This is a genomic window from Rubritalea squalenifaciens DSM 18772, assembly GCF_900141815.1.
GTDB lineage: Bacteria > Verrucomicrobiota > Verrucomicrobiia > Verrucomicrobiales > Akkermansiaceae > Rubritalea > Rubritalea squalenifaciens.
The window spans coordinates 70,996-95,044 of record NZ_FQYR01000008.1; the positions used below are offsets into that span (position 1 = coordinate 70,996).

At 52.5% G+C, this 24,049-nt stretch carries 30 protein-coding genes; 3 read left to right on the forward strand and 27 right to left on the reverse strand.

From position 1 onward, the window contains the following. Positions 1-101 precede the first annotated feature (101 nt). Entirely contained in the window at positions 102-2,333 is a 2,232-nt protein-coding gene (locus BUB27_RS17640; RefSeq protein ID WP_143185213.1) for an exo-alpha-sialidase, read from the forward strand. 46 nt (positions 2,334-2,379) lie between these two features. On the opposite strand, the gene BUB27_RS17645 is transcribed toward BUB27_RS17640, so the two are convergent. The 4 genes from BUB27_RS17645 to BUB27_RS17660 form a co-directional block, all read right to left on the reverse strand. Continuing rightward, entirely contained in the window at positions 2,380-2,685 is a 306-nt protein-coding gene (locus BUB27_RS17645; protein ID WP_143185214.1) for a hypothetical protein, read from the reverse strand. Positions 2,686-2,760: 75 nt separating this feature from the next. Continuing rightward, entirely contained in the window at positions 2,761-3,459 is a 699-nt protein-coding gene (locus BUB27_RS17650; protein WP_143185215.1) for a hypothetical protein, read from the reverse strand. 2 nt (positions 3,460-3,461) lie between these two features. Beyond that, positions 3,462-5,471 (reverse strand): ATP-dependent DNA helicase, encoded by a 2,010-nt coding sequence (locus BUB27_RS17655; protein WP_143185216.1) that lies wholly within the window; start codon positions 5,469-5,471, stop codon positions 3,462-3,464. 34 nt (positions 5,472-5,505) lie between these two features. Further along, a complete protein-coding gene (locus tag BUB27_RS17660; protein WP_159435060.1) occupies positions 5,506-6,072 on the reverse strand; it encodes an NUDIX hydrolase in 567 nt (188 codons plus the stop codon). A gap of 145 nt (positions 6,073-6,217) precedes the next feature. On the opposite strand from BUB27_RS17660, the gene BUB27_RS17665 reads away from it, so the two are divergent. Next, entirely contained in the window at positions 6,218-8,068 is a 1,851-nt protein-coding gene (locus BUB27_RS17665; protein ID WP_143185218.1) for a phosphoenolpyruvate carboxykinase (GTP), read from the forward strand. Positions 8,069-8,273: 205 nt separating this feature from the next. Here the strand turns inward: BUB27_RS17665 and BUB27_RS17670 are convergent, their stop codons facing one another. From BUB27_RS17670 to rplE, 10 genes are all read right to left on the reverse strand, one after another. After that, on the reverse strand, positions 8,274-10,496 hold the full coding sequence (locus BUB27_RS17670; protein WP_143185219.1) for a peptidoglycan D,D-transpeptidase FtsI family protein: 2,223 nt from the start codon (positions 10,494-10,496) through the stop codon (positions 8,274-8,276). Positions 10,497-10,640: 144 nt separating this feature from the next. After that, positions 10,641-11,453, reverse strand: coding sequence for a type I methionyl aminopeptidase (gene map / locus BUB27_RS17675; protein ID WP_143185220.1), 813 nt, complete (start codon positions 11,451-11,453; stop codon positions 10,641-10,643). Beyond that, a complete protein-coding gene (locus tag BUB27_RS17680; protein ID WP_143185221.1) occupies positions 11,440-12,087 on the reverse strand; it encodes an adenylate kinase family protein in 648 nt (215 codons plus the stop codon). Before BUB27_RS17680 ends, map begins: the two co-directional genes overlap by 14 nt. Positions 12,088-12,198: 111 nt before the next feature. Then, complete coding sequence (gene secY, locus BUB27_RS17685; protein ID WP_143185222.1) at positions 12,199-13,704, reverse strand: preprotein translocase subunit SecY; 1,506 nt, start codon at positions 13,702-13,704, stop codon at positions 12,199-12,201. Between the two features lie 111 nt (positions 13,705-13,815). Next, a complete protein-coding gene (gene rplO, locus BUB27_RS17690) occupies positions 13,816-14,256 on the reverse strand; it encodes a 50S ribosomal protein L15 (protein ID WP_143185223.1) in 441 nt (146 codons plus the stop codon). Positions 14,257-14,315: 59 nt separating this feature from the next. After that, entirely contained in the window at positions 14,316-14,969 is a 654-nt protein-coding gene (gene rpsE / locus BUB27_RS17695) for a 30S ribosomal protein S5 (RefSeq protein WP_143185224.1), read from the reverse strand. Between the two features lie 14 nt (positions 14,970-14,983). Further along, positions 14,984-15,340: a 50S ribosomal protein L18 gene (gene rplR / locus BUB27_RS17700; RefSeq protein WP_143185225.1), complete on the reverse strand. Its 357-nt coding sequence runs from the start codon at positions 15,338-15,340 to the stop codon at positions 14,984-14,986. Between the two features lie 39 nt (positions 15,341-15,379). After that, positions 15,380-15,919 carry a 50S ribosomal protein L6 gene (gene rplF / locus BUB27_RS17705; protein WP_143185226.1) on the reverse strand — a complete coding sequence of 180 codons (540 nt, stop codon included), beginning with the start codon at positions 15,917-15,919 and terminating at the stop codon, positions 15,380-15,382. A 22-nt stretch (positions 15,920-15,941) separates the two neighbouring features. Beyond that, positions 15,942-16,343: a 30S ribosomal protein S8 gene (rpsH, locus tag BUB27_RS17710; RefSeq protein ID WP_143185227.1), complete on the reverse strand. Its 402-nt coding sequence runs from the start codon at positions 16,341-16,343 to the stop codon at positions 15,942-15,944. A gap of 46 nt (positions 16,344-16,389) precedes the next feature. Next, a complete protein-coding gene (gene rplE / locus BUB27_RS17715) occupies positions 16,390-16,947 on the reverse strand; it encodes a 50S ribosomal protein L5 (protein WP_143185269.1) in 558 nt (185 codons plus the stop codon). A 238-nt stretch (positions 16,948-17,185) separates the two neighbouring features. Between rplE and BUB27_RS17720 the strand changes: the two genes are divergently transcribed. Further along, positions 17,186-17,650: a hypothetical protein gene (locus tag BUB27_RS17720; RefSeq protein ID WP_143185228.1), complete on the forward strand. Its 465-nt coding sequence runs from the start codon at positions 17,186-17,188 to the stop codon at positions 17,648-17,650. Between the two features lie 72 nt (positions 17,651-17,722). Here BUB27_RS17720 and rplX read toward each other — a convergent pair whose 3' ends face one another. From rplX to rplC, 13 genes are all read right to left on the reverse strand, one after another. Further along, positions 17,723-17,944: a 50S ribosomal protein L24 gene (rplX, locus tag BUB27_RS17725; protein ID WP_143185229.1), complete on the reverse strand. Its 222-nt coding sequence runs from the start codon at positions 17,942-17,944 to the stop codon at positions 17,723-17,725. A 25-nt stretch (positions 17,945-17,969) separates the two neighbouring features. Then, the gene (gene rplN, locus BUB27_RS17730) at positions 17,970-18,335 is read right to left on the reverse strand and encodes a 50S ribosomal protein L14 (RefSeq protein WP_143185230.1); all 366 of its coding nucleotides are present in this window, start codon (positions 18,333-18,335) and stop codon (positions 17,970-17,972) included. Positions 18,336-18,404: 69 nt separating this feature from the next. Then, on the reverse strand, positions 18,405-18,671 hold the full coding sequence (rpsQ, locus tag BUB27_RS17735; RefSeq protein WP_143185231.1) for a 30S ribosomal protein S17: 267 nt from the start codon (positions 18,669-18,671) through the stop codon (positions 18,405-18,407). Positions 18,672-18,692: 21 nt separating this feature from the next. Next, positions 18,693-18,899 (reverse strand): 50S ribosomal protein L29, encoded by a 207-nt coding sequence (gene rpmC, locus BUB27_RS17740; protein WP_143185232.1) that lies wholly within the window; start codon positions 18,897-18,899, stop codon positions 18,693-18,695. A gap of 38 nt (positions 18,900-18,937) precedes the next feature. Then, positions 18,938-19,357 (reverse strand): 50S ribosomal protein L16, encoded by a 420-nt coding sequence (gene rplP / locus BUB27_RS17745; protein ID WP_200797160.1) that lies wholly within the window; start codon positions 19,355-19,357, stop codon positions 18,938-18,940. Between the two features lie 50 nt (positions 19,358-19,407). After that, positions 19,408-20,109 (reverse strand): 30S ribosomal protein S3, encoded by a 702-nt coding sequence (rpsC, locus tag BUB27_RS17750; protein WP_143185233.1) that lies wholly within the window; start codon positions 20,107-20,109, stop codon positions 19,408-19,410. A 27-nt stretch (positions 20,110-20,136) separates the two neighbouring features. Further along, the gene (gene rplV / locus BUB27_RS17755; protein WP_143185234.1) at positions 20,137-20,478 is read right to left on the reverse strand and encodes a 50S ribosomal protein L22; all 342 of its coding nucleotides are present in this window, start codon (positions 20,476-20,478) and stop codon (positions 20,137-20,139) included. A 32-nt stretch (positions 20,479-20,510) separates the two neighbouring features. After that, positions 20,511-21,176 carry a hypothetical protein gene (locus BUB27_RS17760; RefSeq protein ID WP_143185235.1) on the reverse strand — a complete coding sequence of 222 codons (666 nt, stop codon included), beginning with the start codon at positions 21,174-21,176 and terminating at the stop codon, positions 20,511-20,513. A 77-nt stretch (positions 21,177-21,253) separates the two neighbouring features. Then, entirely contained in the window at positions 21,254-21,523 is a 270-nt protein-coding gene (gene rpsS, locus BUB27_RS17765) for a 30S ribosomal protein S19 (protein ID WP_143185236.1), read from the reverse strand. A gap of 28 nt (positions 21,524-21,551) precedes the next feature. After that, positions 21,552-22,394 (reverse strand): 50S ribosomal protein L2, encoded by an 843-nt coding sequence (gene rplB, locus BUB27_RS17770; protein ID WP_143185237.1) that lies wholly within the window; start codon positions 22,392-22,394, stop codon positions 21,552-21,554. A gap of 61 nt (positions 22,395-22,455) precedes the next feature. Beyond that, positions 22,456-22,740 (reverse strand): 50S ribosomal protein L23, encoded by a 285-nt coding sequence (gene rplW / locus BUB27_RS17775; RefSeq protein WP_143185238.1) that lies wholly within the window; start codon positions 22,738-22,740, stop codon positions 22,456-22,458. Positions 22,741-22,760: 20 nt separating this feature from the next. Further along, the gene (gene rplD, locus BUB27_RS17780) at positions 22,761-23,369 is read right to left on the reverse strand and encodes a 50S ribosomal protein L4 (protein ID WP_143185239.1); all 609 of its coding nucleotides are present in this window, start codon (positions 23,367-23,369) and stop codon (positions 22,761-22,763) included. 25 nt (positions 23,370-23,394) lie between these two features. Next, on the reverse strand, positions 23,395-24,042 hold the full coding sequence (rplC, locus tag BUB27_RS17785) for a 50S ribosomal protein L3 (RefSeq protein ID WP_143185240.1): 648 nt from the start codon (positions 24,040-24,042) through the stop codon (positions 23,395-23,397). Between the last annotated feature and the right edge of the window lie 7 nt (positions 24,043-24,049).

Here is a 24,049-nt window from a genome sequence, read left to right on the forward strand (position 1 = left end):
GCATTTTGCCTAGGGATGGTGTACCCTGACACCAAACTGGTCTAAAAATAAACCATTCGTCTGATGATACGGATGGTGACAGATCCCGTACCCTAGAGCATATGAAATGGATCACACTCATACTCACCATATGCCTTCCTGTCCTCCTTCAGGCCGAAACGCTTTATTTGGTGAAAGACGGTGAAATCACCGAAAACGCCTATAAGAAAGGCTCATCCTGGAAAGAAGAGAAAGCAGCTGTCACAGGCAAGGGTCCTGGCCAAACCTTAGGCATGAAGCTGCTCACCAACGGCTCTGAGTTCACCATCTCCGCCACGCTGATTCTGAAAGAGGTCAAGCATACCGCAGCCGGTATCATCATCGGCAATGATTTCTTCGGCTTTGACAGCAACCGACAGACCCTTTTCCTGGAGGGCTCAGGCTTCGGCGGCTTCCAGCAACTCGACGCAAAGGTCGTGGCAGGCAAGCCCTTCACCCTTGCAGCCGAGAGCAAGGACGGGAAGATCACCTTCCAGATCGACGGCCAGACTGTTGCAGAGCGCCCTTACACCGTGGCGGACCTCTCACACGTAGCACTACGCCCTCACCGAGGACAGATACTAGTCAAAGAGTTCCTAGTGACTGGTACATTTACCAAGCCTGCCAAGCTTAACCACCTCTTCGCCTGCGGTCAGGAAGGCTACGCCAGCTACCGCATCCCTGCACTCGTCACTACCAAGAGCGGCACCCTGCTTGCCTTCTGCGAGGGACGTAAAGACCACGCAGGCGACCACGGCAATATCGACATAGTCCTCAAGCGCTCAACCGATGGCGGCAAGACTTGGTCTCCTCTGCAGGTGATTTATGACTACGGCAAGCACGTCGCGGGCAACCCATGCCCGATCGTCGAGCAAGACACGGGCCGCATCTTCCTTCTCAGCTGCACCTCCGACCACCACGAGGGAGCTATTATGGCCGGCAAAGGCCGCCGCGGCATCTTCATCCAGCACTCTGATGACGACGGTAAAACCTGGACCGAACCGCGTGACATTGCTTCTAACATTTATCCGGAGAACTGGCGCTGGTACGCCACTGGCCCATGCTCCGGCATTCAGATCAGAGAGGGCAAACACGCCAAGCGTCTCGTCGCTCCGGCCAACCATTCCACGTTTGAGAACGGAAAAAGCATCTACCGCGCCCATTCCCTCTACTCTGATGACTTGGGTAAAACCTGGCAGCTCGGCACCTCCGCAGCCGATGGCAGCAACGAGAGCCAGATCGCCGAAGTTGCGCCGGACCTTCTCTACCACAACATGCGCATGCAGACCCACAGTCAGAAGGTACGCGGTGTACGCACCAGCACCGACGGTGGTGCCACCTGGACGGAAATGAAGCACGACTTCAATCTCCCCGGACCACGCTGCCAAGGCTCCGTCATTCGTGACTATTCCAAGCCACAGCGCCTGATCTTCTCCAACCCTGCCTCACGTAGCGCACGCACTGACATGACCATCCGCATCTCTGACGACGGCGGCAAGACCTGGCCCTATAGCAAGCGTATCCACCCCTACTCTTCTGCTTACTCAGACCTCTCCATCACCAAGGAGGGCAAAGTCGCCATCCTCTTTGAGGGCGGCTACGCCTCCTACATCGAAGAGGGCATCATTTTCAATGTCTACGAAATGAAGGACCTGATGGACACACCACAAGTGGAGGCAGCTACACCAGCCCACAAAAAACACTGGGATCTCTGGAGTGAGCGCCAAGCCAAGTTCAATGAACGCGCCAAGCAAGGAGAAGTGGACATCCTCATGATCGGCGACTCCATCACCCACTACTGGCAATCTAACAAAATGTGTAAGACCGACGGCCAAGAGCTCTGGGACAAATACTTCAGGGACAGAATGGCTGCCAACTTCGGAATCGGTTCAGACCGCACCCAGCACCTGCTCTACCGCCTGCAGAACGGAAACCTGGAAAACCTCGATCCCGATTTCACCGTCCTCATGATCGGCACCAATAACGCCACATCACTCCACACGCCCTACGAGATCTACCTCGGCACCGAGGCCATCATCCAGACCGTGCAGCAGCATTGCCCAGGCACCACCATCCTGCTTTATGATATTTTCCCCCGCCTGCGCGGAGGCTCCCCTATGCAGAACCTCTGCAGCCAGGCCAATGATCTCACCGACTCCCTCTGCGACGGTAAAAAGGTCATCCGCTGCTCCATCAACCAGCAGCTCCTCGACGAACAAGGGCAGCCTAACAAAAAGATCTTCTTCGACGGCATTCACCTCTCCACCGAAGGCTACGAAATCTGGGCCAAGGACATCCTGCGTTATACGAACTAGTCTTTCCCCTCTTGCCTTGTGCGCTCATCTAGCATGGGCGCACACTTTACTTTTCAGCCGGCTTAGATGAACAGAAATGCTCTACTAAAGCTGGCGCCTCCTCAGGCAAGGAGTTCACATCAATCTCCAAGCCTTTAGCGATCTCAGTGCGCATTGCCTCAAAGTCATACTTGCCAGTCGCCGTGATAACTCCCTTAGAAATGGATCTTGAAAACCAGCCTTTTTTCACTGGCTCGCATAGTTGCAGCTTTAGCACCTTCCCCTCGGCATCCCACACGGTATAGATACCTTCTTCAATGTCGGGAGATTCCACGTCACGCTCCAGATCCTGAGTAGACTCGTACCAATACACTCAGTCGTCGGCTTAGATGATGCGTGGTAATTCAATCTCAATGCTATTTCCGAATGAACATATCCCTGCAAAAACCTAAGTAGTGGCAACATCAATTAACTCGGCACCTGCAGGAAATTTCTCCTGACATTCCTCAAGTAGCAGAGAGCCATATGAAACAACCTGTTTCAATTGATTACAGAGTAGTTTAGCCTCGAGGGCTTTCACTTTTTCAAGTGTTAATGATTCGAGCGCAGGCAACTTTAACAAGTCGAGATTCAGTGATGACTGTTCTTTAAAATACAGACTTAGAGAACTTACTGTATTTGATTCCAGCACTCGAGGCAGTTCACTCTGTAACTCAAGTATAAGACCTTTAATATTGGGGAAATTAGTTAAATCTATATGCCATCCGTTACACTCATCCATCTCAACACTGAGAACCATTAGAGAGGGTATAGATCTCTCAACCCTTGTTGCCCCTCTTATAACGAGATTCTCTAACTGTTTTGTTTGTGATAACAACGGTGCGACGTCTACGTCCCTTGATCCAGTAATCTGCAGATCTAAAACCGATTCAAATAAGTGACATGGCAGGCCTGTAAGATCATGCTGGGAACCCAAGTCCACAACCACTGACTTGATAACTGGTTCAGAAAACCTCTCCAACAATTGGTCAAAAGCTTGAGCAATGGACATCTTCACCTCTGTGTACAAACAAAGCCTCAGAAAACCTTCACTCACATAATAGAGTTCCGAGCCATCCTCCCCTAATTCTAGAACGAACTCTTCCATTCCTAAAACTTCTCCTTAACGATCTTCACCTTCGCATCTGGCAGGGCTTTGAGGAAAGTCTTTCCGTAGCGTTTGGTGACGACGCGGTTGTCGAGGATGACGACCATGCCGGAATCCTTCTCGGAGCGGATCAGGCGGCCGACGCCTTGCCTGAGTTTGATGACGGCTTCGGGCACGGAGTAGTCCATGAAGGCGTTGCCGCCCTCTTCCTCGATGGCTTCGATTTTACTCTGCACCAGCGGGTGATCCGGCACGGCGAATGGCAGGCGGGTCACGATGACATTACTCAAGCTCTCGCCCGGCACGTCTACCCCGGCCCAGAAACTATCGGTTCCAAAAAGCACGCTGTGGACATCCTTGCGGAAGGTTTCGATCATCTTGTGGCGCGGCATGCCGTCTCCCTGGACTAACAGACGCCAGCCCATTTCATCGAAGTAGTCCTCCATTTCCTCCGCCACATTGCGCATGGTCTTGTAGCTGGTGAAGAGGACGAAGGCTTTGCCCTCGGTGTACTTCAGCACGCGGCCGATCCAGTGTACCAACGCCTTCTCATAATCAGGCGTTCCAGGATCTGGCATGGACTGCATCACGTAGATCTCCATCTGCTTCTTGTAGTCGAAGGGACTACCGATCTGCACTGCCTTGGATTTCTCTGCACCGATGCGCCTGCGGAAGTAGCTCATGTCTTCCTCTCCCGCGCTCAGTGTGGCACTGGTCATCACGCAGGTGCGCCCCTTGCCGAACATCGAGTCACGCAGGCGGTCCGCCACATTGATCGGCGCCGAATGCAGGCTGAGCGCATCATTGTCCCTGCCTCCACGCTGCACCCAGTAGACGCTTTCCTCGTCTTCCTGATCCAAAAACATCTTCACCGCGGCGTGCGTTTCACGTAGCTTGCGCGCGCCTTCCATCAGCTCCTTGCGGGTGCTGGATTCCTTCTCCAGCCGCTCTGAAGCATCCTCGATCGCCAGCCATAGCGTTCTCAGGGACTCTGCCAGACAGTTATCCACCAGCCCCGGCTTGCGTACGCGGAATTCTTTTCCAAAGTCGCCAAACTCGACCGCCTCCGCGATCTCATCAAAGAAATCCTCCGCCCTATCTAACAATTCCTCCGCAGCCTGGATTCCCTCACCACTGCGCAGAGTCTTCAGCAGGCCTTTCTTTGTCTTGCGATTATAGAGACGGCCCACGTCGAACTTCAGCCCCACATGACTCAAACGCATGCCCAGCTGAGTCGCGGCTACGTGCTCCAGCGTGTGAGCCTCATCAAAGATCACGAAGTCATTCGGAAAAATATAGCCCATATCCCGCTCATCACGCTCCTCGATACCGGCATCTAACAAAGAAAAGAACAGCGTATGATTCACCACCACGACCTGAGCCTTTTCCACCCGGCGCCTCGCTTGCTGGTAAAAACAATTGCCTCTCACCCCGCAGGTACGCTGGGTACAGATATGCGCCTCACTACAGACCTGGCCCCACACCTTCATGCTGGGCTGGAAGTCCAGCTCGCTGAGTGTCCCCCCGGTCGTTCCCTCGGCCCAGTCCCAGATCGCCTTGAGCTCCTCCACCTCACTGCTGGTGAAAAGATCTCCCTGCTGATCCATCGCGATGCGTAGACGCACGGGGCAGATGTAGTTCTGGCGTCCTTTCAGCAGGACGGCATCAAAATCCTCGTTGAGCAGTTTCTTCACGATCGGGATATCCTTCCCCATCAGCTGCTCCTGCAGGTTGATCGTGTGGGTGGAAATGATCGCCTTGCGCCCACTCTCGATGGCGAATTTCACCGCCGGGATCAAGTAGGCCAGGCTCTTACCCACACCCGTACCCGCCTCCACGGAGAGCACGCGGGACTCCTCCAGCGCGGAGGCCACCTCATAGGCCATTTGCTGCTGTTCAGGGCGATAGGCAAAGTCCGGAGATTTGGACAATAGCCCATTATCGGAGAATACTCCCCGGATCTCTTCGGCCAATCTTCCAGACGCCGCAAATCCATCGCTAATCGAAATCATCCTTGCTGCAAAGACTCCTACCCCATGCTCACCCCTACGGCAATCCCGCTTTCTTCTTCTGCCACGGAAAAGCTCCCCGTCGCTGCGCTTCAGCCATTTGTCCCAGCCAGAGCCTCCAGTAATAGTCCGTCTTGGCCTTCTTGGGAAGATAAGCAGGATCCAGCTTCAAGGGAGTTTGGAGATCCGCCACAACACCGAAATAACGGCTGAGCTCCTTTTCCGGCACCCAAACATAGTCGAACCTTTCATCCATCACTCCGGCCCCCTTACGTTTCTCAATTTCCGCCGCCTCCACAAAAGGAACTTTAAGGAAGAACATCCGGTAAATGAGATAATCCACCCCCTTCTGGCCAGCGATCCCCTTCAGCAAATCCTCCTGCTTGAAGTAGCCTCTTGTTTCCTCACTCGTTTCCCGAGCTGCAGTCTCCTGGTAAGTCTCCCCCTTTTCGTAGCTACCGCCAAATGAGGCAAAACCACGCTTGCCCATCTTGTGATCTGCCACCAGCACCCATACGCCATCCGGCTTTTCGCAATAGAGCACAATTCCCGCCGCTGTTTGCGACCAGACCTGTACCATCAAGGACATATAAAGCACTGCCATCCACCTGATCATGACCATGGATAGGTCATCTCAGCCTGAATGGCAATTTCTTTGCACTGTGCAGCATCGTCGCCCATGCCAAAAAAAACCGCAAAATCAGCCTCTTAGATTGTCATACTGAGTCATACTTGTTTCTATCAACATTATGAATTTTGAAATTCCCACGCGTCACAAAGCCCTCACCAAATGGATCACCAAGATGGTGGACCTCTGCGAGCCAAAGGATATCCATTGGTGTGATGGCTCTGACGAGGAGTGGACCCAACTCACTGATGAACTCGTAGAGAAAGGCACTCTCACACGCCTTAACCCTGAAAAACGCCCGAATTCCTTCCTCGCCCGCTCTGCTCCTTCCGATGTGGCCCGCGTTGAGGAACGCACTTTCATCGCGACCAAGAGCAAGGATCAGGCCGGCCCGACTAACAACTGGGTAGAGGAATACGAAATGAAGAAGAAGATCCTTGAGGTCTTCAAAGGCTCCATGCGTGGCCGCACCATGTATGTGGTTCCCTTCTGCATGGGCCCACTTGATTCCCCGCTCGCCAAGATCGGCGTGCAGGTCACCGACTCTGCCTACGCGGTGATCAACATGCGCATCATGGCCCACATGGGTAGCCACGTGTTAGACCGCCTTGAGAAAGAAGCATTTGGCGAGATCGAATCCCGCCGCACCAAGCCAGGTTTCTTCATTCCCTGCCTTCACTCCGTAGGCATGCCACTGGAGGAAGGTCAGGAAGACGTGCCATGGCCATGTAACGATGAGAAATACATCGTCCACTTCGTTAACTCCCGTGAGATTGCCTCCTACGGCTCCGGTTACGGCGGCAATGCCCTGCTCGGCAAGAAGTGCCTGGCGCTCCGCATCGCCTCCAACATCGCCCGTGAACACGACTGGATGGCCGAACACATGCTCATCCTAGGCCTTGAGTCCCCGACGGGTGAAAAACGCTATGTGACTGGCGCTTTCCCATCTGCCTGCGGCAAGACCAACCTCTCCATGATCGTGCCTCCAGAGAAGTACGAGAAGGAGGGCTGGAAAACCACGATCGTGGGTGATGACATCGCCTGGCTCTGGCCTCATGAGGACGGCAGTCTACACGCCATCAACCCGGAGACTGGTTACTTCGGCGTAGCACCTGGCACCTCCTATGATTCCAACCCGACAGCGATGGAGTCCATGAAAGAGAACTGCATCTTTACCAACGTAGCCCTCACTGATGACGGTGACGTATGGTGGGAAGGCATGACCAAGGAGCCACCAGCTCACCTGATCGACTGGCAAGGCAACGACTGGACTCCGGAAGACGGCAAGAACGGCGTCAAAGCCGCTCACCCGAACGCCCGCTTCACCGCCCCAGCCAGCCAGTGCCCAACCATCGACCCTGACTGGCAGAACCCTGAGGGTGTCCCTATTTCCGCCATCATTTTCGGTGGCCGCCGCAAGACCACTATGCCGCTCGTCTATCAAGGCTTCAACTGGCACCACGGTGTCTACATCGGTGCCACCATGGGATCCGAGACCACCGCTGCTGCCGCTGGCGCCATCGGCCAGGTTCGACGCGACCCAATGGCCATGCTGCCATTCTGCGGCTACAACATGGGCAACTACTTCCGCCACTGGATCAACATGGGCAAGCACATCTCCCGCCTGCCACGCGTCTTCCACGTAAACTGGTTCCGCCTGGATGAGGATGGCAAGTTCCTCTGGCCAGGATTCAGCGAGAACATGCGTGTGCTCGAATGGATCGTGAAACGCTGCGAAGGTACTGGTCACGCTATCGAAGCCGGCATCGGCTGGATTCCTGAGTACAAGGATATCGATACCGACGGCATGGATGGCTTTAGTGAAGAAGATTTCAAGCGCGTGATGGCGATCAATCCAGAAGAGTGGTTCCAGGAGCTGGTCTCCCAGAGTGAACTCTTCCTCCGCTTACACAATTCCATCCCTAGAGAGCTGGTCTATCAGCGTGAGATGCTGGCCTCCCGCATGGTCTAGGCAAACGATTACCCCAACACAAAGAATCCTCAGGATTCTCGCACCACGATCTACCCCTAACACAAAACCCAAACCCATAGACAAGGCAGGCTTCTTCACGGGAGTCTGCCTTGTCTCTTTCGACAGCTCAGACTTGCCAACCTAACAACGAGACCAGTTCAACCAATCATGCGCGGGCTGACGTGGAAACTCAGACACGCGTCTTTTACTCTTCCACAGGGACCGCTTTCGGTGGGCCACTCTGCTGCCCTTGTTGACCGCCGTTCTGCCCTTGCTGGGCATTAGGATCTTGTAAGGGATCCTGTGGATTCAGCGGCTGCAGTGGCTGACTAGGCACTATCCCGTCTCGACGGGCATTGGGCGGCGTATCAGGCAGGCCTCCAGGTGGAAGCTCTTGCAATGAAGGGACATCGTCTTCCTCGACAGGAACTGCTTTGGGCGGCGGCGGGAGATCGAGATTATCTTCGTCGACAGGGATGGCTTTAGCTGGACCATCCTCAATGATCCCATCACCTTCGACCACTTGGGCCTGAGGGGGAATGATCTCTTCTTCAGTCACCACCATCGCACGGGCGGGTGGATTGATGCGGAAAACAACATCATCTTTGATTGGTTCGAAGAAGGCCTTCACCATCGGTGCAGCCTTGCTACCACCGCTGACTTTCTCACCGGGCATCCCCTCATAAACCATCGCAAAGGCGTACTTCGGTTTCTCAAGCGGAAAAAATCCAGCAAACCAACCAAGCTTCTGCTCCTTGGACTCGGGTCCCCACTGGGCAGTACCCGTCTTACCACAAACTACGGTGTAATCCAGCCACGCTGCCTTACCAGTGCCCTCCGGAGAATTAACCACAGCCATCATTCCCTCCTGCACCAAGCTAACCTTATAGGGCTGTACACCGAGCGGATTACGCTCATGAGGTTTATTGGCGGTTACCACCCTACCCTTCGCATCCTGAATTTGCCTGACCAGCTGAAGCTGAGGTAAGGAAGTTCCGTTTGCGATAGCAGCCATCCCCTGCGCCACCTGTAAAGGCGTAGCCAGAATAGCACCCTGTCCGATAGACATGTTGGCCGTATCACCATCAGTCACACGGCGCTTGTAGTGCTTCAAAGTGTAGTCGTTTGTGAGCAACTGCCCTTTCTCTTCACCTACAAGCGGCAGGCCAGACTTGCTGCCGTAGCCCAAGCGTCTTGCCATACTCGTCAGGTTACCCGGGCGCGTGGCGATACCGATCTGGATGAATAATGGGTTATTGGAGCGCATCATCCCGCGGACGATATTCATCTGCCCCTCAGGCTTCTTCGACCAGTTCCACATCTTGTGCCTACCGAGTTCGATATAGGCAGGACAATTGATCATGGTAGAGCCATCGAGCACATCATGGTGCAGCGCAGCCATAGCCACGATAGGTTTGAATGTGGAAGCCGGTGGATAAGCCGCCTGGAAAGCACGCCCGAAGAGCGGTGCATCAGGGTCTTCCCGCAAAGCATCATACTCCTTTTTAGAAATGAAAGGTACAAAGGTATTGAGATCATAGGATGGCTTGGAAGCCATCGCGACTACTTCACCACTGCGAACATCAAGAATCACCAGAGCCCCCTTGCGCGCGTGCTTATCAAGCACCTCCTCGGCACGCTGCTGCCAAGCCAGATCCAGGGTGGTCACCACCGTATTGCCTTGCTTGGGTGCACGCTTGAGTTCGCGAAGCACTTCCGTACCATTGGAGTCATACTGCAACTGGCGTAATCCAGGAGTACCTGTCAACTGCTCATCGAATAACAGCTCCAGACCAGAACGGCCCTCGGTGTATTCAAAAATAGGGTCACCATAGTTAATCGGCCCCTTCTCAAGCTTTCCCTTGCTTCCCACATAACCGATGATGTGGGCGGCTGTTTCGCCTTGAGGATAGTAGCGCTGGTACAGCGGGTGCAGAATGAGACCATCGATCAGCTTGGGCTCGAACAGTTTTTTCTGCTCGGCAGTCACCACATAAGTATATGGCATCGCCAGCCAGCGGCGATGACGATAGTGCTCCCAAAGCTCATCATCACTGACCTTCCAGTTGATACCAAAGATTTGGTTGGCTTTGTTGATCCGCTCCCTGCCCCATCTGACTACGAATTCACGGTCAGCATTCTCAAACTGCTGGAACTGCAGTGCCGGGTACCAGACGACTTTGTTCTGGGCGAGCGGATTACCATAGCGGTCGACAATCTGGCCTCGCAAAGCCGGAATGGAAAGAGTCATGGTGCGGGCATCCGGACGGGTAAAGACATCCGCCTGATCGGCCGAGCGCTTAGTAGGCGCCGCCACTTCCGGAGCCTTTTCCGCGGGAGCCGTGGAATTACTGGCAGCCACGAGAGCCGTCTGCTGCGCATAGCCAGCCATGCCAACAGCCAATAAAGGACAGGTAAGAACACTCATCCATCTGGATGAGCGCCGACCTTGGAGATATGGCTGCTTCTTTTTCCGCACTACGAGAGAAACTTTAACTAAAAGTTACGCCACGTCCACCACTACTATTTCCAATTAATCCCAGAAATCGCCCAAGATGGAGTGATTTAAGGACTAAAGTGTGATGCCGAGAAGCTCTGGTGTAGCTTCACGTGGACGAGCCGTAAGGATATCCGGACCATCTTTGGTCACGTGCACCGTGTGCTCGAAATGGGCGGAATTCTTTTTATCGCCAGTGATCACGGTCCAGCCGTCGTCGAGAATCTTTACGCGAGGCGTACCTGCATTTATCATCGGCTCCACCGCCAGCACCATACCTTCACGCAAGCGAGGGGTACGGCCCATCGGACGATAGTTCGGCACCTGAGGCTCCTCGTGAAGCTCCTGGCCAACACCATGACCAACGAATTCCTTCACTACACCAAACTTGAACGGACGCACATACTCGGCGACAGCCCCGCAGAGATCAGCCAAGAATACTCCATCCTTGGCGTGCTGAAGAGCTTCGTAGAGTGACTGCTCAGTGACTGCGAGGAGACGCTTGGTCTCTTCGTCCACGTTACCCACAGGAACTGTGGTGGCATTATCTCCGATCCAGCCATTCTTCACGATGCCGACATCAATACTGATGATGTCACCATCCTGGATCACACGATCGTTACCAATGCCGTGAACCACCTCTTCGTTTGGTGAGATACAAATATGTCCGGGAAAACCGCGGTAGCCCAGAAAGGCACTGACAACATCGCGCTCTTTCATCAACTCAGCAGCATAGGCATCCACTTCGCCTGTGGTTTTGCCAGCCTGGATGAACTTTGCCGTCTGCTGCAGGATTTCGCTTGCGAGCTCGCAAGCCACCCTCATCTGCTTGATGTCTGCAGCTGACTTGAGCGGGATCTTATTGCTGTTTTTCTTACGCTTCGCCATGTACTTGCTCCGATACGAGATGTTGTTTGATTTGATCGAACACAGCATCCGGTGATTGGGTGCCGTCGATGCGCACCAAGATACCCTTCTCCTGATAAAAGTCGAACAAAGGCAGCGTCAATTCCTCGTAATTCTGGTAACGCACCTTGAAGCTATCAATCACATCGTCTGAGCGCTTGACGAGATCACCACCGCAATCGGCGCAAATCTCTTTCTGCCCTTCAGTGATAGATACGGTCTTACCACATCCAGAACACTCACGGCGGCCTTCCATACGGCTGATAAGAGCTTCCTTGGGAACTTCCAGACCAAGCACAAGAGTCGGCTTATCCACACCTGGCAGATTCTGTAGAGCTTCTGCCTGAGCCTTGGTACGAGGAAAGCCGTCCAGCAGCCATCCCTCCGGGCGCTCGCTGAGCCAAGCCTGGACCATGCTCAGGATAAGTTCGTCCGGCACGTAGGCTCCCCTGTCCAGATACTTCTGAGCCTCAAGCCCGATAGGGCTGCCATTTTCCACTTCCTTACGCAGGATATTACCTGTGCTGAGGTGCGGAATATTCAGAAGTGAGGAAATGCGGTCGGACTGAGTGCCCTTACCGCTCGCGGGAGGTCCAAGAAGTACGATGCGATGCATAACGGATGTGTGTGATAGAGGTATAATGGGTAAAATGAAATGGCCGCAGGTTTCCTAAAAAACACCGCGGCCAATGAGAGAAGCAGTCAGGTTCCCCTGAAGGGAACAGAATTACCTCACTGTGAGTGCGACGACGCCGAGGATCAACAGGATGGCGATAACCACCATGAGGTAAAGCATAGAGTTGCTACCCTTGCTAGCTGCCACGTTCTGGCGGCGCTCAGTGCGGCCCTTGATCTTGCCCTTACGAAGGAAGCCATCGTAGTTGCGCTGCAAGAGGTGTGTTTCCACCTGACGCATGACGTCAAGGATCACACCAACCATGATCAGAAGGCTGGTTCCACCGAAGAATCCGGTCACCATCTGGTTCAACTCAGGTCCATTGAACAACAAGGGCATCTGAGAAACGATCCATGGAAGGATGAAAATGATGGTCAGGAAGATGGCGCCAGCAAAAGTCAGACGGGTCATCGTGAAGTCCAGGAACTTCGCTGTTGGCTGACCTGGGCGAATACCAGGAATGTAGCCACCGCTGCGCTTGAGGTTCTCCGCGATCTCTGAAGGCTGGAACATGGTTGCCACCCAGAAGTAGGAGAAGAAGAAGATCATGGCACCCGCAATCACATAGTACCATGGGCTGTTCATCGCGAGAACGTTACTCATAGTGGCTGCCCAGCGCTGACCAGAGAAAACCTGGTTAGCAAGCATCACAGGGATACCGAGAATCGCAGTCGCGAAGATGATTGGCATCACGTTTGCGTAGTTGAGCTTGAGTGGCAGGTACTGAGTCTGGCCACCGTATTGCTTACGGCCCACAACACGCTTGGCGTACTGGATGGCGATCCGGCGCTGAGCCTGCGTGATCGCGATAGTAGCGGCTACGATGAAGATAAGGAAAGCGAAGAGGAATACAACGAAGGCGGCACCTGCAGGTCCACCCTTCTCACCTGTGATGAGAGTCTTCCACATCAGGCTGAGTGCAGCTGGAAGTGATGAAATGATGTTTACGGTAATGATCATGGAAGTACCGTTACCGATACCACGGTCAGTCATCTGGTCACCGATCCACATCAGGAACAGAGTACCAGTCACGATGCAAAGCGTGAACATGGCAATGAACATGAAGCCTGCGTTTGGAACGAGCTCCCCATATGCCTCGATCCCGGTAAAGAATGGAAGGGATCCTGGGTTGTTTGAAATCTGGTTTGCTAGGAATGCCCCCTGCACCAAAGCAATGAGAATGGTAATGAAGCGAGTGTACTGGTTGATCTTCTGACGACCACCATCCTCACGGGAGAGCTTGGAAAGCTTAGGCATCACCGCAGTCATGAGCTGCATCAGAATGGATGCAGAAATGTAGGGCATGATGCCCAAGGCAAAGATACCAAGCTGCTGCAAACCACCACCGGAGAAAATTGTAGCCATTGTATCCAGGATACCACCGTCCTGTCCGCCCTTCTCAATGACACCTTCGGTGTAGGCTTCTACAACAGCACCGTCGATACCGGGCAATGTGATGTGTACACCAAGTCGAACGACGACGATCATCACCAGCATGAAGATGATGCGTTCCCTGAGCTCGGTTACCTTCCATGTATTCGCGAATGCGGAAATCATAATTTAATGAAAAAAGTGTGGCAGCTTGTATAAAGAAGTGAGGAAGCGCGCAAGCGCTTCCTCACCAAAATTCAAAAAAGGTGAACTAACACCTCTGTAAGAGAAAGCGTGTTAGGCAATTGCGCCACCAGCTTTCTCGATCTTTTCTTTGGCAGAAGCACTGATTGCATCAACAGAAACGGTGAGTTTCTTGTTGAGCTGGCCGTTACCAAGAACCTTGATCTGGTCAAATTGACCGCGGATGAGGCCCTTTTCGCGAAGGCTTTCTTCGTTCACAGTGTCACCTTCAGCGAAGAATTTCTCGAGGTGAGCTGTGTTTACGATAACCACTTTGTCAGCAAAGCGGATGTTGTTGAAGCCGCGCTTAGGAAGACGACGGTGAAGTGGCATCTGGCCACCTTCGAAACCGACGCGTACGCCGCTACCGGAACGTGCCTTCTGACCTTTGTGACCCTTACCGGAAGTCTTACCAAGGCCTGAGCTTTCACCCTTACCAAGACGCTTGTTACGGTGCTTGGCGCCTGGATTTGGCTTAAGATTGTGAAGATTCATTTTCTAAATATTCTGTTTATGTTCGTAGCCGCCGGGATGAGCCGGCGGCTGATCCAAGTTTACTTAGCCTTTTCCTTGTGCTTACCACGTGCACCAAGAACCTGCTCGCGAGTGCGGAGCTGAGTGAGTGCCTTGATAGTAGCTTTCACTACGTTAGCGTGGTTGTTGGAACCAAGGGACTTACCGAGAACGTCGTGGATACCGACTGCCTCACATACGGCACGCACACCGCCACCAGCGATAACACCGGTACCAGGACATGCTGGCTTGAGAAGCACCTTACCGCCGCCGAATTCAGCGTATGTCTCGTGAGGGATAGTACCGTCAACGAGGGATACACGCTTGAGGCTGCCTTTGGCGTCTTCACTTGCCTTGCGGATACAGTCAGCAACTTCGTTTGCCTTACCGAAACCTACACCAACACGGCCTTCGCCTGTGCCGGATACGAGGAGAGCGGAGAAGGAGAAACGACGTCCACCTTTAACCACCTTGGCGCATCGGTTGATGAATACCACTTTCTCAGTAAGCTCTACACCGTCTTCGGTAGTAGGCTTGGCTGGAGCCTGGCGTTGTGGACGCTCACGGCGACCACCCTTGCCACCACGACCACCGCGGGACTCTCTGGAAGGAGCCTCAGTTTTCGCTGTAGCTTCTGCGTTACCAGCAGGCTTTGCTGCTTCTGTAGCTTCTGCTTTTTCTTTGTTTTCAGACATGGTTTCGAGGATGGTTAGAATTTAAGACCTGCTTCACGTGCTGCGTCTGCAAGAGCCTTGATCTTGCCGTGGAAAAGGTGACCACCGCGGTCGAAGACAACGGCTTCCACATTCTTGTCCTTGGCGCGGCTACCGATGAGTTCACCTACCTTAGCTGCAGTAGCAACGTTGGAAGATGGAGTCTCGATGCTCTTGTCGAGTGAGGATGCAGAACAGATGGTAACACCTGCTACATCGTCAATCAGCTGTGCATAGACGTGTTGGTTGGAATACTTGACCGCGAGGCGTGGACGCTCGGCTGTACCAGCAACTTTCTTGCGGATACGGCTGTGGATACGCTGGCGGACTGATTTACGATTGAGTTTGCTCATTTTCAGAAATTCAGTTGAGGTTAATTAAGGTAGTAACGTTTACTTACCAACGCTCTTACCAGCCTTACGACGAACGTATTCGCCCACATAACGGATACCCTTACCTTTGTATGGCTCCGGCTTGTAGTAGCTGCGAACTTCAGCCGCGAACTGACCTACACCCTGCTTGTCGATACCTTCAACTTTCACCTTGGTATTGTCTGTTACAGTAACAGTGATACCGGATGGAATTGGGTGAAGGATCGGGTGGGATTTACCGAGGCTGAGGTCGAGCTTATCGCCCTTGACCGCTGCACGGAAACCAACACCGATGATTTCAAGTTCCTTGGTGAAGCCTTCGGAAACACCAACAATCATGTTGTTGATGAGACTGCGGCAAGTGCCGTGAAGGGCGCGCATCTGGCGCTGCTCAGAAGCACGGTTAACACTAAGAGAGCTGTCTTCCTGAGAAACGGAAATACCTGCTGGAAGCTGGAATTCAAGCTTACCTTTAGGACCTTCAACGGAAACGGTGCCGTTGCTCTCAGTAACGCTTACCTTATCTGGAAGTGAGATGGATTTAAGACCTACTCGTGACATGGTTTTATCCTCCTGAGTTAAATTACCAAACGAGGGCGAGAACTTCGCCGCCGATGTTTTGCTTCTTGGCTGTTGCACCAGTCATCAAACCTTTGGAGGTAGAGATGATGGAGATACCAAGACCATTGAGTACACGCGGGATCTCACCCGCACCAACATACTGACGAAGACCTGGCTTAGACACTCGCTTGAGGTCTGTGATCACCTTCTCACCAGCGTCGGAGTATTTCACCTTCACTTGGATCTCAGGGAACTTGCCATCTTTTTTGACTTCGTAGTTCCAGATGTAACCCTCGTCAGCGAGGATCTGGGCGATGCTTTCCTTAATCTTAGAGTAAGGAGCGGTAAATGTTTCGTTACCTGCGTTAGAAGCGTTCTTCAAACGGGTAAGGAAATCGGAAATTGGGTCGCTAAGAACTGCCATAATATTATTCCTTCTTTAGTTTCTAGTTATTGGACTAATGCAGTAATTAAGCTGCAGACTCCTCTTTCTTGACTGTCTCACGGAATGGCATGCCAAGTGCACGAAGAAGTGCACGGCCTGCATCATCAGTTTCAGCAGTAGTTACGAAAATGAGGTCGAAACCGATCTGACGCTTGATCTGGTCAAGCTCCACTTCTGGGAAGATGGACTGATCTGGAATACCTACGGCGTAGTTGCCACGACCATCAAAGCTCTTTGGTGAAATACCGCGGAAGTCACGGATGTTTGGAGCTGTGATGTGAATGAAGCGGTCAAGGAATTCCCACATGCGTGCACCACGAAGGGTAACGCGGGCACCCACTGCTTCACCAGCGCGGACCTTGAAGTTAGCTACGGACTTACGCGCGTAGGAAACGCTTGGCTTCTGGCCAGTAATCTTAGCGATTTCCTCGACGGAGTCTTCTACTGCCTGCTTACGATCGGAAGCACCACCACAGTGTGTGGTCACTACGATCTTTTCCAAGCGAGGCACCTGATGAGGATTCACACATCCGAGCTCTTCTTTAAGAGCAGCGAAGACGGTGTCCTCATAATATTTTTGCATTGTTGGTTTCATAATTGCGGGTCAGCTTATAGTTGATAATGCTCAGCTTAAGCGCTACTCTCCAACGTATTTGGGCGTCCCAAACACGAAGGCGGGCGGGGGCTTTAACTCACTTCCCCCTAAACAGCAAGCGGAAAGAGCCCATTTCACCAAAAAATCATCTTTTTGTCAGATTTCACTCCCCCATCTGAACCTGTTCGGCTAACTGAGGCGCAAGCACACTCACACTAGCGCACAAGTGAACAAGTCAAGCATCACAGAAACCTCCGACTCCTGCCCCCTACTCCACCAGCGACTTCAGAGCTACGAAGCCGAGTTTTCACCACTGACAGGCAAACAACCAGGCCCCGATGGAAAATACATGCTGGATGTGGATCTCACCCTCACCGAGAACCACCTCTACCTACTCGAAGACACCCCAATCGGCTTCTGCATCAAAGGAGAAACAGACGGGCACCATGATATCCTGGAGTTCTACATCCAGCCTGAACTGCGCAGTAATGGCCGTGGCGAACAACTCGCCCACGAAATTTTCTCAAGGCACAAGGGTCCATGGCAAGTACGCCAGATAGAAGGAGCCCACAAAGCAAGAAATTTCTGGCGACGCGCCATCCACAACTACACCGGAGGCCTCTACTCAGAGGAACAACTCCACGACCCCTACTGGGGCCCAGTGACCCGCCAGAGATTCACCTCACTTTGAGCCCGACCTTGAAACGAAAAAAGCGGCCTCCATTGGAAGCCGCTCTTGGGAATATCTGATATTCGGATGGGATTAGTCCACCTTCTTAACGTTGGAGATGTGGATTGGACCATCCATCTCAACAATGCCACCCTCTTGGTTCTGTTCAGAACGACGGACAGCTTTTTTGATCTTACGGACACCTTCCACAATAACTTGCTGCTTAGCAACGTTTACGGAAGTAACTGTACCAGTTTTGCCTTTGTGGCCGCCGGAGATCACTTTGACGGTGTCACCCTTTTTAACGTGTGCCATGATATTATCTGCTTTCAGTTTAGGGTTAGAGCACCTCTGGAGCGAGGGAAACGATTTTCATGAACTTCTTATCACGGAGTTCACGAGCAACCGGTCCGAAGATACGAGTGCCTTTAGGGTTATTGTCCTTGTCGATGATGACGATAGCGTTGTTATCGAAACGAAGCACTGAACCATCTTCACGACGGATCGGAGCTGCTGTACGTACAACAACCGCCTTCACAACAGAACCTTTCTTGATGGTTGCAGTCGGGATTGCTTCACGAACGTGAGCAGTGATGATATCACCCACGTTTGCGACCTTGGAACGAGTTCCAAGAACACCGATCATCTTTGCGGTACGAGCACCGGTGTTATCGGCGATCGAAACCTTGGATTCCATTTGAATCATAAAAGTTCTTCTAGTTAGTAGTTTGCAATTCTTAGAAAGATGCGGCACCCGGAAGTGCCGCATAACAAATTAGTGAGAAAGCACCTCTGCGAGAACCCAGCACTTCTTCTTGGAGATTGGCTTGGTCTCAGTGATGCGCACCTTGTCACCTACAGCGGCCTGACCCTCTTCATCGTGAGCGTAGAATTTCTTCGTACGCTTAACGATCTTCTTGAAGCGAGGGTGAGGTACACGGGCTACGTATTCCACCACGATGGTCTTATCCATCTTAGTAGAAACAACAACGCCGACGCGGGACTTACGCAAACCTGGCTTATTAGTAGTTGATTCGCTCATGATTTTCGATTCCTTGTGTTATTATTGTTCGGCCTTGTTACGAAGCTCGGTGAGAACGGTGTTCACACGGGCTACTTCACGACGTACTTCTTTGATACGGGCGGTATTCTCGAGCTGGCCAGTAGCCTGCTGGAGACGGAGATTAAGGCTTTCCTGCTTGAGGTCACGAAGACGGTTGGTCAGTTCCTCAACAGAAAGCTCGCGGATTTCGCTAATTTTAGTTGCCATGGTATTTGGTCAATGTTTCGCGGTTCTAGATGCGAGGATTAGCTGAGCTTGTTACGCTCGATGAAACGAGTGCGGAAGCCGAGCTTGTTTGATGCGAGGCGAAGTGCCTCTTTAGCAGCTGCCTCAGGAACACCAGCAACCTCAAAGATTACTGTACCTGGCTTGATCACTGCTACCCAACGGTCTACAGCGCCCTTACCTTTACCCATACGAGTTTCTGGTGGACGGCTGGTGACTGATCTGTGAGGGAAGATTCGGATCCATACTTTACCCTTACGCTTGAGGTAACGGTTGATGGAAATACGGCATGCTTCAATCTGACGGTTGGACATCCAAGCGCGTCCGAGGGACTGAAGACCATAGTCACCGAAGCTCACGTCAGTACCGCGCTGGGCGTTACCGCCACGGTTACCACGTTGGAACTTACGGAACTTGGTGCGTTTTGGCATTAAAGGCATAGTTTTGTCCTCCTAAATTCTATAGTTAATGTTCTTAGTTTCGGTAAGACTTAGCCTTGGCGACGCTCGCGAGCTGGACGACGTCCGCCACGATTACCGCGACCTTGGCCACCACCGGCGTTTACCTTCTCTTCCTTCTTGTTGATCCATACCTTCACACCGATGATACCATAAACGGTGGAAGCCTCTGCAAAGCCGTAGTCGATAGGTACACGAAGTGTCTGAAGAGGCACTTTACCTTCACGGTACCACTCTGCACGAGCAATGTCAGCACCACCAAGACGTCCTGCACAGCGGATACGGATACCGTCGGCACCGAAGTCCATGGCAGTCTGGATGGAGCGTTTCATCGCACGGCGGAAAGCAATACGGCGCTCGAGCTGAACGGCGATGTTTTCTGCCACGAGCTGAGCGTCGAGCTCAGGCTTGCGGATTTCAATGATGTCGATCTTCACTTGGCAACCACCACAGATCTTGGAGATGTCTGTGGTCATTTTCTCGATCTCAGAACCCTTACGGCCGATAACAAGACCAGGGCGTGAGGTGTGAAGAGTAACACGAACACTGTTCCATGCGCGCTCGATGGTCACGCGGGAGAGTGCTGCGAACTGAAGACGGCCCTTGATGTACTTACGTACCTTGAGGTCTTCATGAAGCTTGTTGGCGTAGTCTGAGCCGGTGGCATACCACTTGGAGCGCCAGTCCTTGCTGACTGCGAGGCGGAATGCGATCGGATTTACTTTCTGTCCCATAATATTGGTTCTTTAAGTAGTTTGTGGTTATGCCTCGGCCTTAGGGGCGAGTGTGATGAAGATATGACTCGTGCGCTTGCGGATAGCACCTGCGGATCCGCGTGCACGTGGCTTGAATCGGCGGAAGGTAGGACCTTCACCGATGACGGCTTCCTTGACGTAGAGGTCGTCTGCATCAAGTTCGAAGTTGTTTTCTGCGTTAGCAATAGCGCTCTTCAGGGTCTTGCCGATAAGGAAAGCAGCTTTCTTCGGAGTGAAGGTAAGTGCGTCAATGGCAGCAGACACAGGAAGACCTTGGATTTCACGAGCCACATCACGTGCCTTCTTGGCAGAGATGCGAGCAAATTTGTATGTTGATTTAACTTCCATCGTTGTAGTTCCGTTGGATGATTTGTTCCTGATTATTTAATCTTGATTGTTGCGATGTCACCGAGGCGAACCGCGTTTTTGGTGTCTTCGACTTTGATTACCAGGGCTCCAGATATATCTGGTCTGACCCCGGCGATCATTGCTTCTGCGATTTGGCTGTTACCGCGCATGATGCGGAATGTCATCCCCATGCGCACTTGCTGCTTTGCCCCCGCGTTCAGCACCAACAGGCCGGATTGACCGTCAATACTAATGACTTTGGCTTCCTGTAAGTTACCTAAGTCTACTTGGGGACGCGGCTTGTGCCCTAAACCGAGCTCGACGTCAAGTCCTCTGATTGCAGATTCGACTTTTAGTCTTGCTTCGGGATCGGCAGCAAAGGCGGTTTTGAGGTACTCCTGCATCGAAGCTTTGAGTTCCAGAGACGCTTTTTCAAGCGACGCTAGTTTGTCCTCGAGCACCTTGCGGTTAGCCACTGCTTGCTTGAGTCGTTCATCGTCAGTCCCTAGCGGGTAGGTTCCGAGCGCCTCAAGTTCCAAGCGGATTTTCTCTAGCTCTCCGTTCGCGTCCTGCGCCTGCTTGTTGGCATTAGCAAGGGCTGCGGAGAGGTTCTGATTCTGTGAACGCAGGCTTCGAACTTCTTGTTCTAGCCTGCGGATGCGGGCATCGCGTTCGTCTGAATCTTGCGCCTGCCCCACCCCGGCTGCCAGGACCAGAAGCCCGAACAGTACCAGAAGTTGTGAAAACAGACGCATGAGACGAGTGAATCTAAGAATTACTTCTTACCGATACCTCCGTGAGCTTTGAAGATACGCGTAGGAGCGAATTCCCCGAGCTTGTGGCCCACCATGTTCTCAGTCACGTAGACAGCGACGAATGTCTTGCCATTGTGAACTGCGAAGTTGTGACCTACGAAGTCAGGCGTGATCATGGAACGGCGGCTCCAGGTTTTGATCGGCTTCTTATTGTTTGCTTCAATAGCAGCATCGATCTTATCCAGAAGTTTTTGGTCCACGAATGGTCCTTTTTTAAGCGATCTAGGCATAGTTCTAAATAGTTATAAGTTCAGTTGATTAGCGGTTCTTGGTCTTGCGACGCTGTACAATGAACTTGTCGCTAGCCTTTTTCTTCTTACGTGTCTTCTGGCCTTTGGTGTGACCCCAAGGTGACTTCAGGTGCTGACGACCACCACCGGACTTGGACTTACCCTCACCACCACCGTTCGGGTGGTCGACTGGGTTCATACACATACCACGGACGGTAGGACGAACACCCTGCCAACGTGTACGACCAGCCTTGCCGGAAACCTCGTTCATGTGATCGCGGTTACCTACCTGGCCGATGGTGCAGAGGCAGTTTTCGTTGAACTTACGGATCTCGCCGGATGGCATCTTCACCAATGCATAACCAGTTTCACGGTTGGAAACGATGGCCTGCTGACCTGCGGAACGTGCTACCTTACCACCTGCACCCGGAACGAGCTCGATGTTGTGGACAGCTGTACCAAGTGGTACGTTCTTCAGTGGTGTAGCATTACCAGGCTTAGGAGCTACTTTCTCACCTGCGACAACAGTGTTGCCAACTGTGAGACCAACAGGAGCAAGGATGTAGCTCTTCTGACCGTCAGCGTACTCGATGAGTGCAATGCGGCATGTACGGTTTGGATCGTACTCGATAGCTACAACTGTTGCTTCTACGTCAAACTTACGACGCTTGAAGTCGATGAGACGGTACTTGCGCTTGTGACCACCACCGATGTGACGGCAAGTGATGCGACCGCGGTTGTTACGTCCACCAGTCTTTTTAAGCGGAGCAGTAAGGGACTTCTCTGGAGTCGACTTAGTGATCTCCTCGAATGTGTTCCAGACCTTGTAGCGGTTGGCTGGAGTTACTGGTTTGAATGTTTTTAAAGGCATTTCGCTATTCCTTTCGAATGTTAGTATTTCGTTTTTGCAGCGGATTGACTCCGTCTAAACCTTAGACGAGGTCGAGAGTCTCACCGTCCTTGAGACGGACGATGGCCTTCTTCCAGTTAGCGGTGCGGCCCGCGTCACTGCGGCGTTGGCGTTTCTTTTTGCCGTTGTAGTTGCATGTGCGTACAGACTCAACCTTCTTGCCGAAGAGCTGTTCTACAGCACGCTTGATTTCGAGCTTGTTTGCCCTAGGTGCCACCTTAAGAACAAACTCGTTGTTCAACTCCTGGAGGAGAGTAGCTTTTTCACTGAGGCGAACGGTGTCGATGACTTGATAAATGTCTTTCATCGTTTTCTATTCGGTTTGGGTTATGCTGTGCGCTTAGCGAGTGTTTCGAGAGCGTCGTTCACGATGACGATAGCGTTAGCGTGGAGGATTTGCTCCACGTTTACTTCTGCTGCAGTCATGAGAAGAACGTTCTGTACGTTACGTCCAGCGAGGTAGGTCTTCTCGTCGAAGCTACCAGCGATGACGAGCACCTTCTTGGCGTCGGTCATACCCTTGATAGCGGAAACGAAAGACTTGGTCTTGCCGTCTGCGATCTCGAAGGAGTCAACAGCGAGTACACGCTCGGAAGCGATGACTTCACCGAGAACCTTACGAAGAGCAAGCTTACGTACGCTCTTGGTGACCTTCTTGTTGTAGCTGCGTGGCTTAGGTCCGAAGACAACGCCACCACCCACGAAGATTGGTGCACCCTTGTCGCCGTGACGTGCGTTACCAGTACCCTTCTGACGGTACATTTTCTTACCAGTGCCACTTACTTCAGAACGAGTCTTGGAGTTAGCGGAACCAGTACGACGGTTTGCGCGGTAGGCAGTAATCAAGTCGTGCACTGCTTGTGCACCCTTGTCGCCTTCAACAACAGTGATGTTGGCTGCCTTGGCGTCGGAGATTGAAAGTAGTTTTCCTGACATTTCAGTGATCCTTTCTTAATTAATATTACTTGTTAGCGCCCTTAACTGCTGGACGAACGACAACGTAACCACCCTTGTGGCCCGGAACGGCACCTGATACGAGGATGACATTGTCTTCAGCGCGGACCTGAACAACTTTGAGATTCTGAACAGTACGACGATACTGGCCGTGACGACCTGGCATCTTCTTGTTCTTCCATACACGACCTGGCCATGTACCGGCACCGATACCACCAGGACGGCGGTGCATCATGTGACCGTGTGAGTCAGGCTGACCGGAGAAGTTGTAACGCTTAACAACACCCTGGAAACCTTTACCCTTGGTTGTACCGATTACGTCAACGGTCTGACCGTCTTCGAAAAGGGTAGCACCTGGGTGTGCTTCCTCAGTGTTAGGAAGATCTGCGTCGCTAGTGAAGCGGAACTCCTTAACAAGCTTCTTGGCGTTTGCGCCGTACTTCTTGAAATGACCTTTGGTTGGAGCGTTGAGGCGGTTTTCCTTTTGCTCGTCGTAACCGATCTGAACTGCGGAGTAACCGTCAGATTCAGTGGTCTTGAGCTGGAGGAATTCGTTACCTGCTACGTCGATCACAGTGACAGGGATCATGATTCCTGCTTCCTGGTCGAAGACGCGAGTCATACCTACTTTTTTACCTAATAGTCCGAGTGACATATCTTAT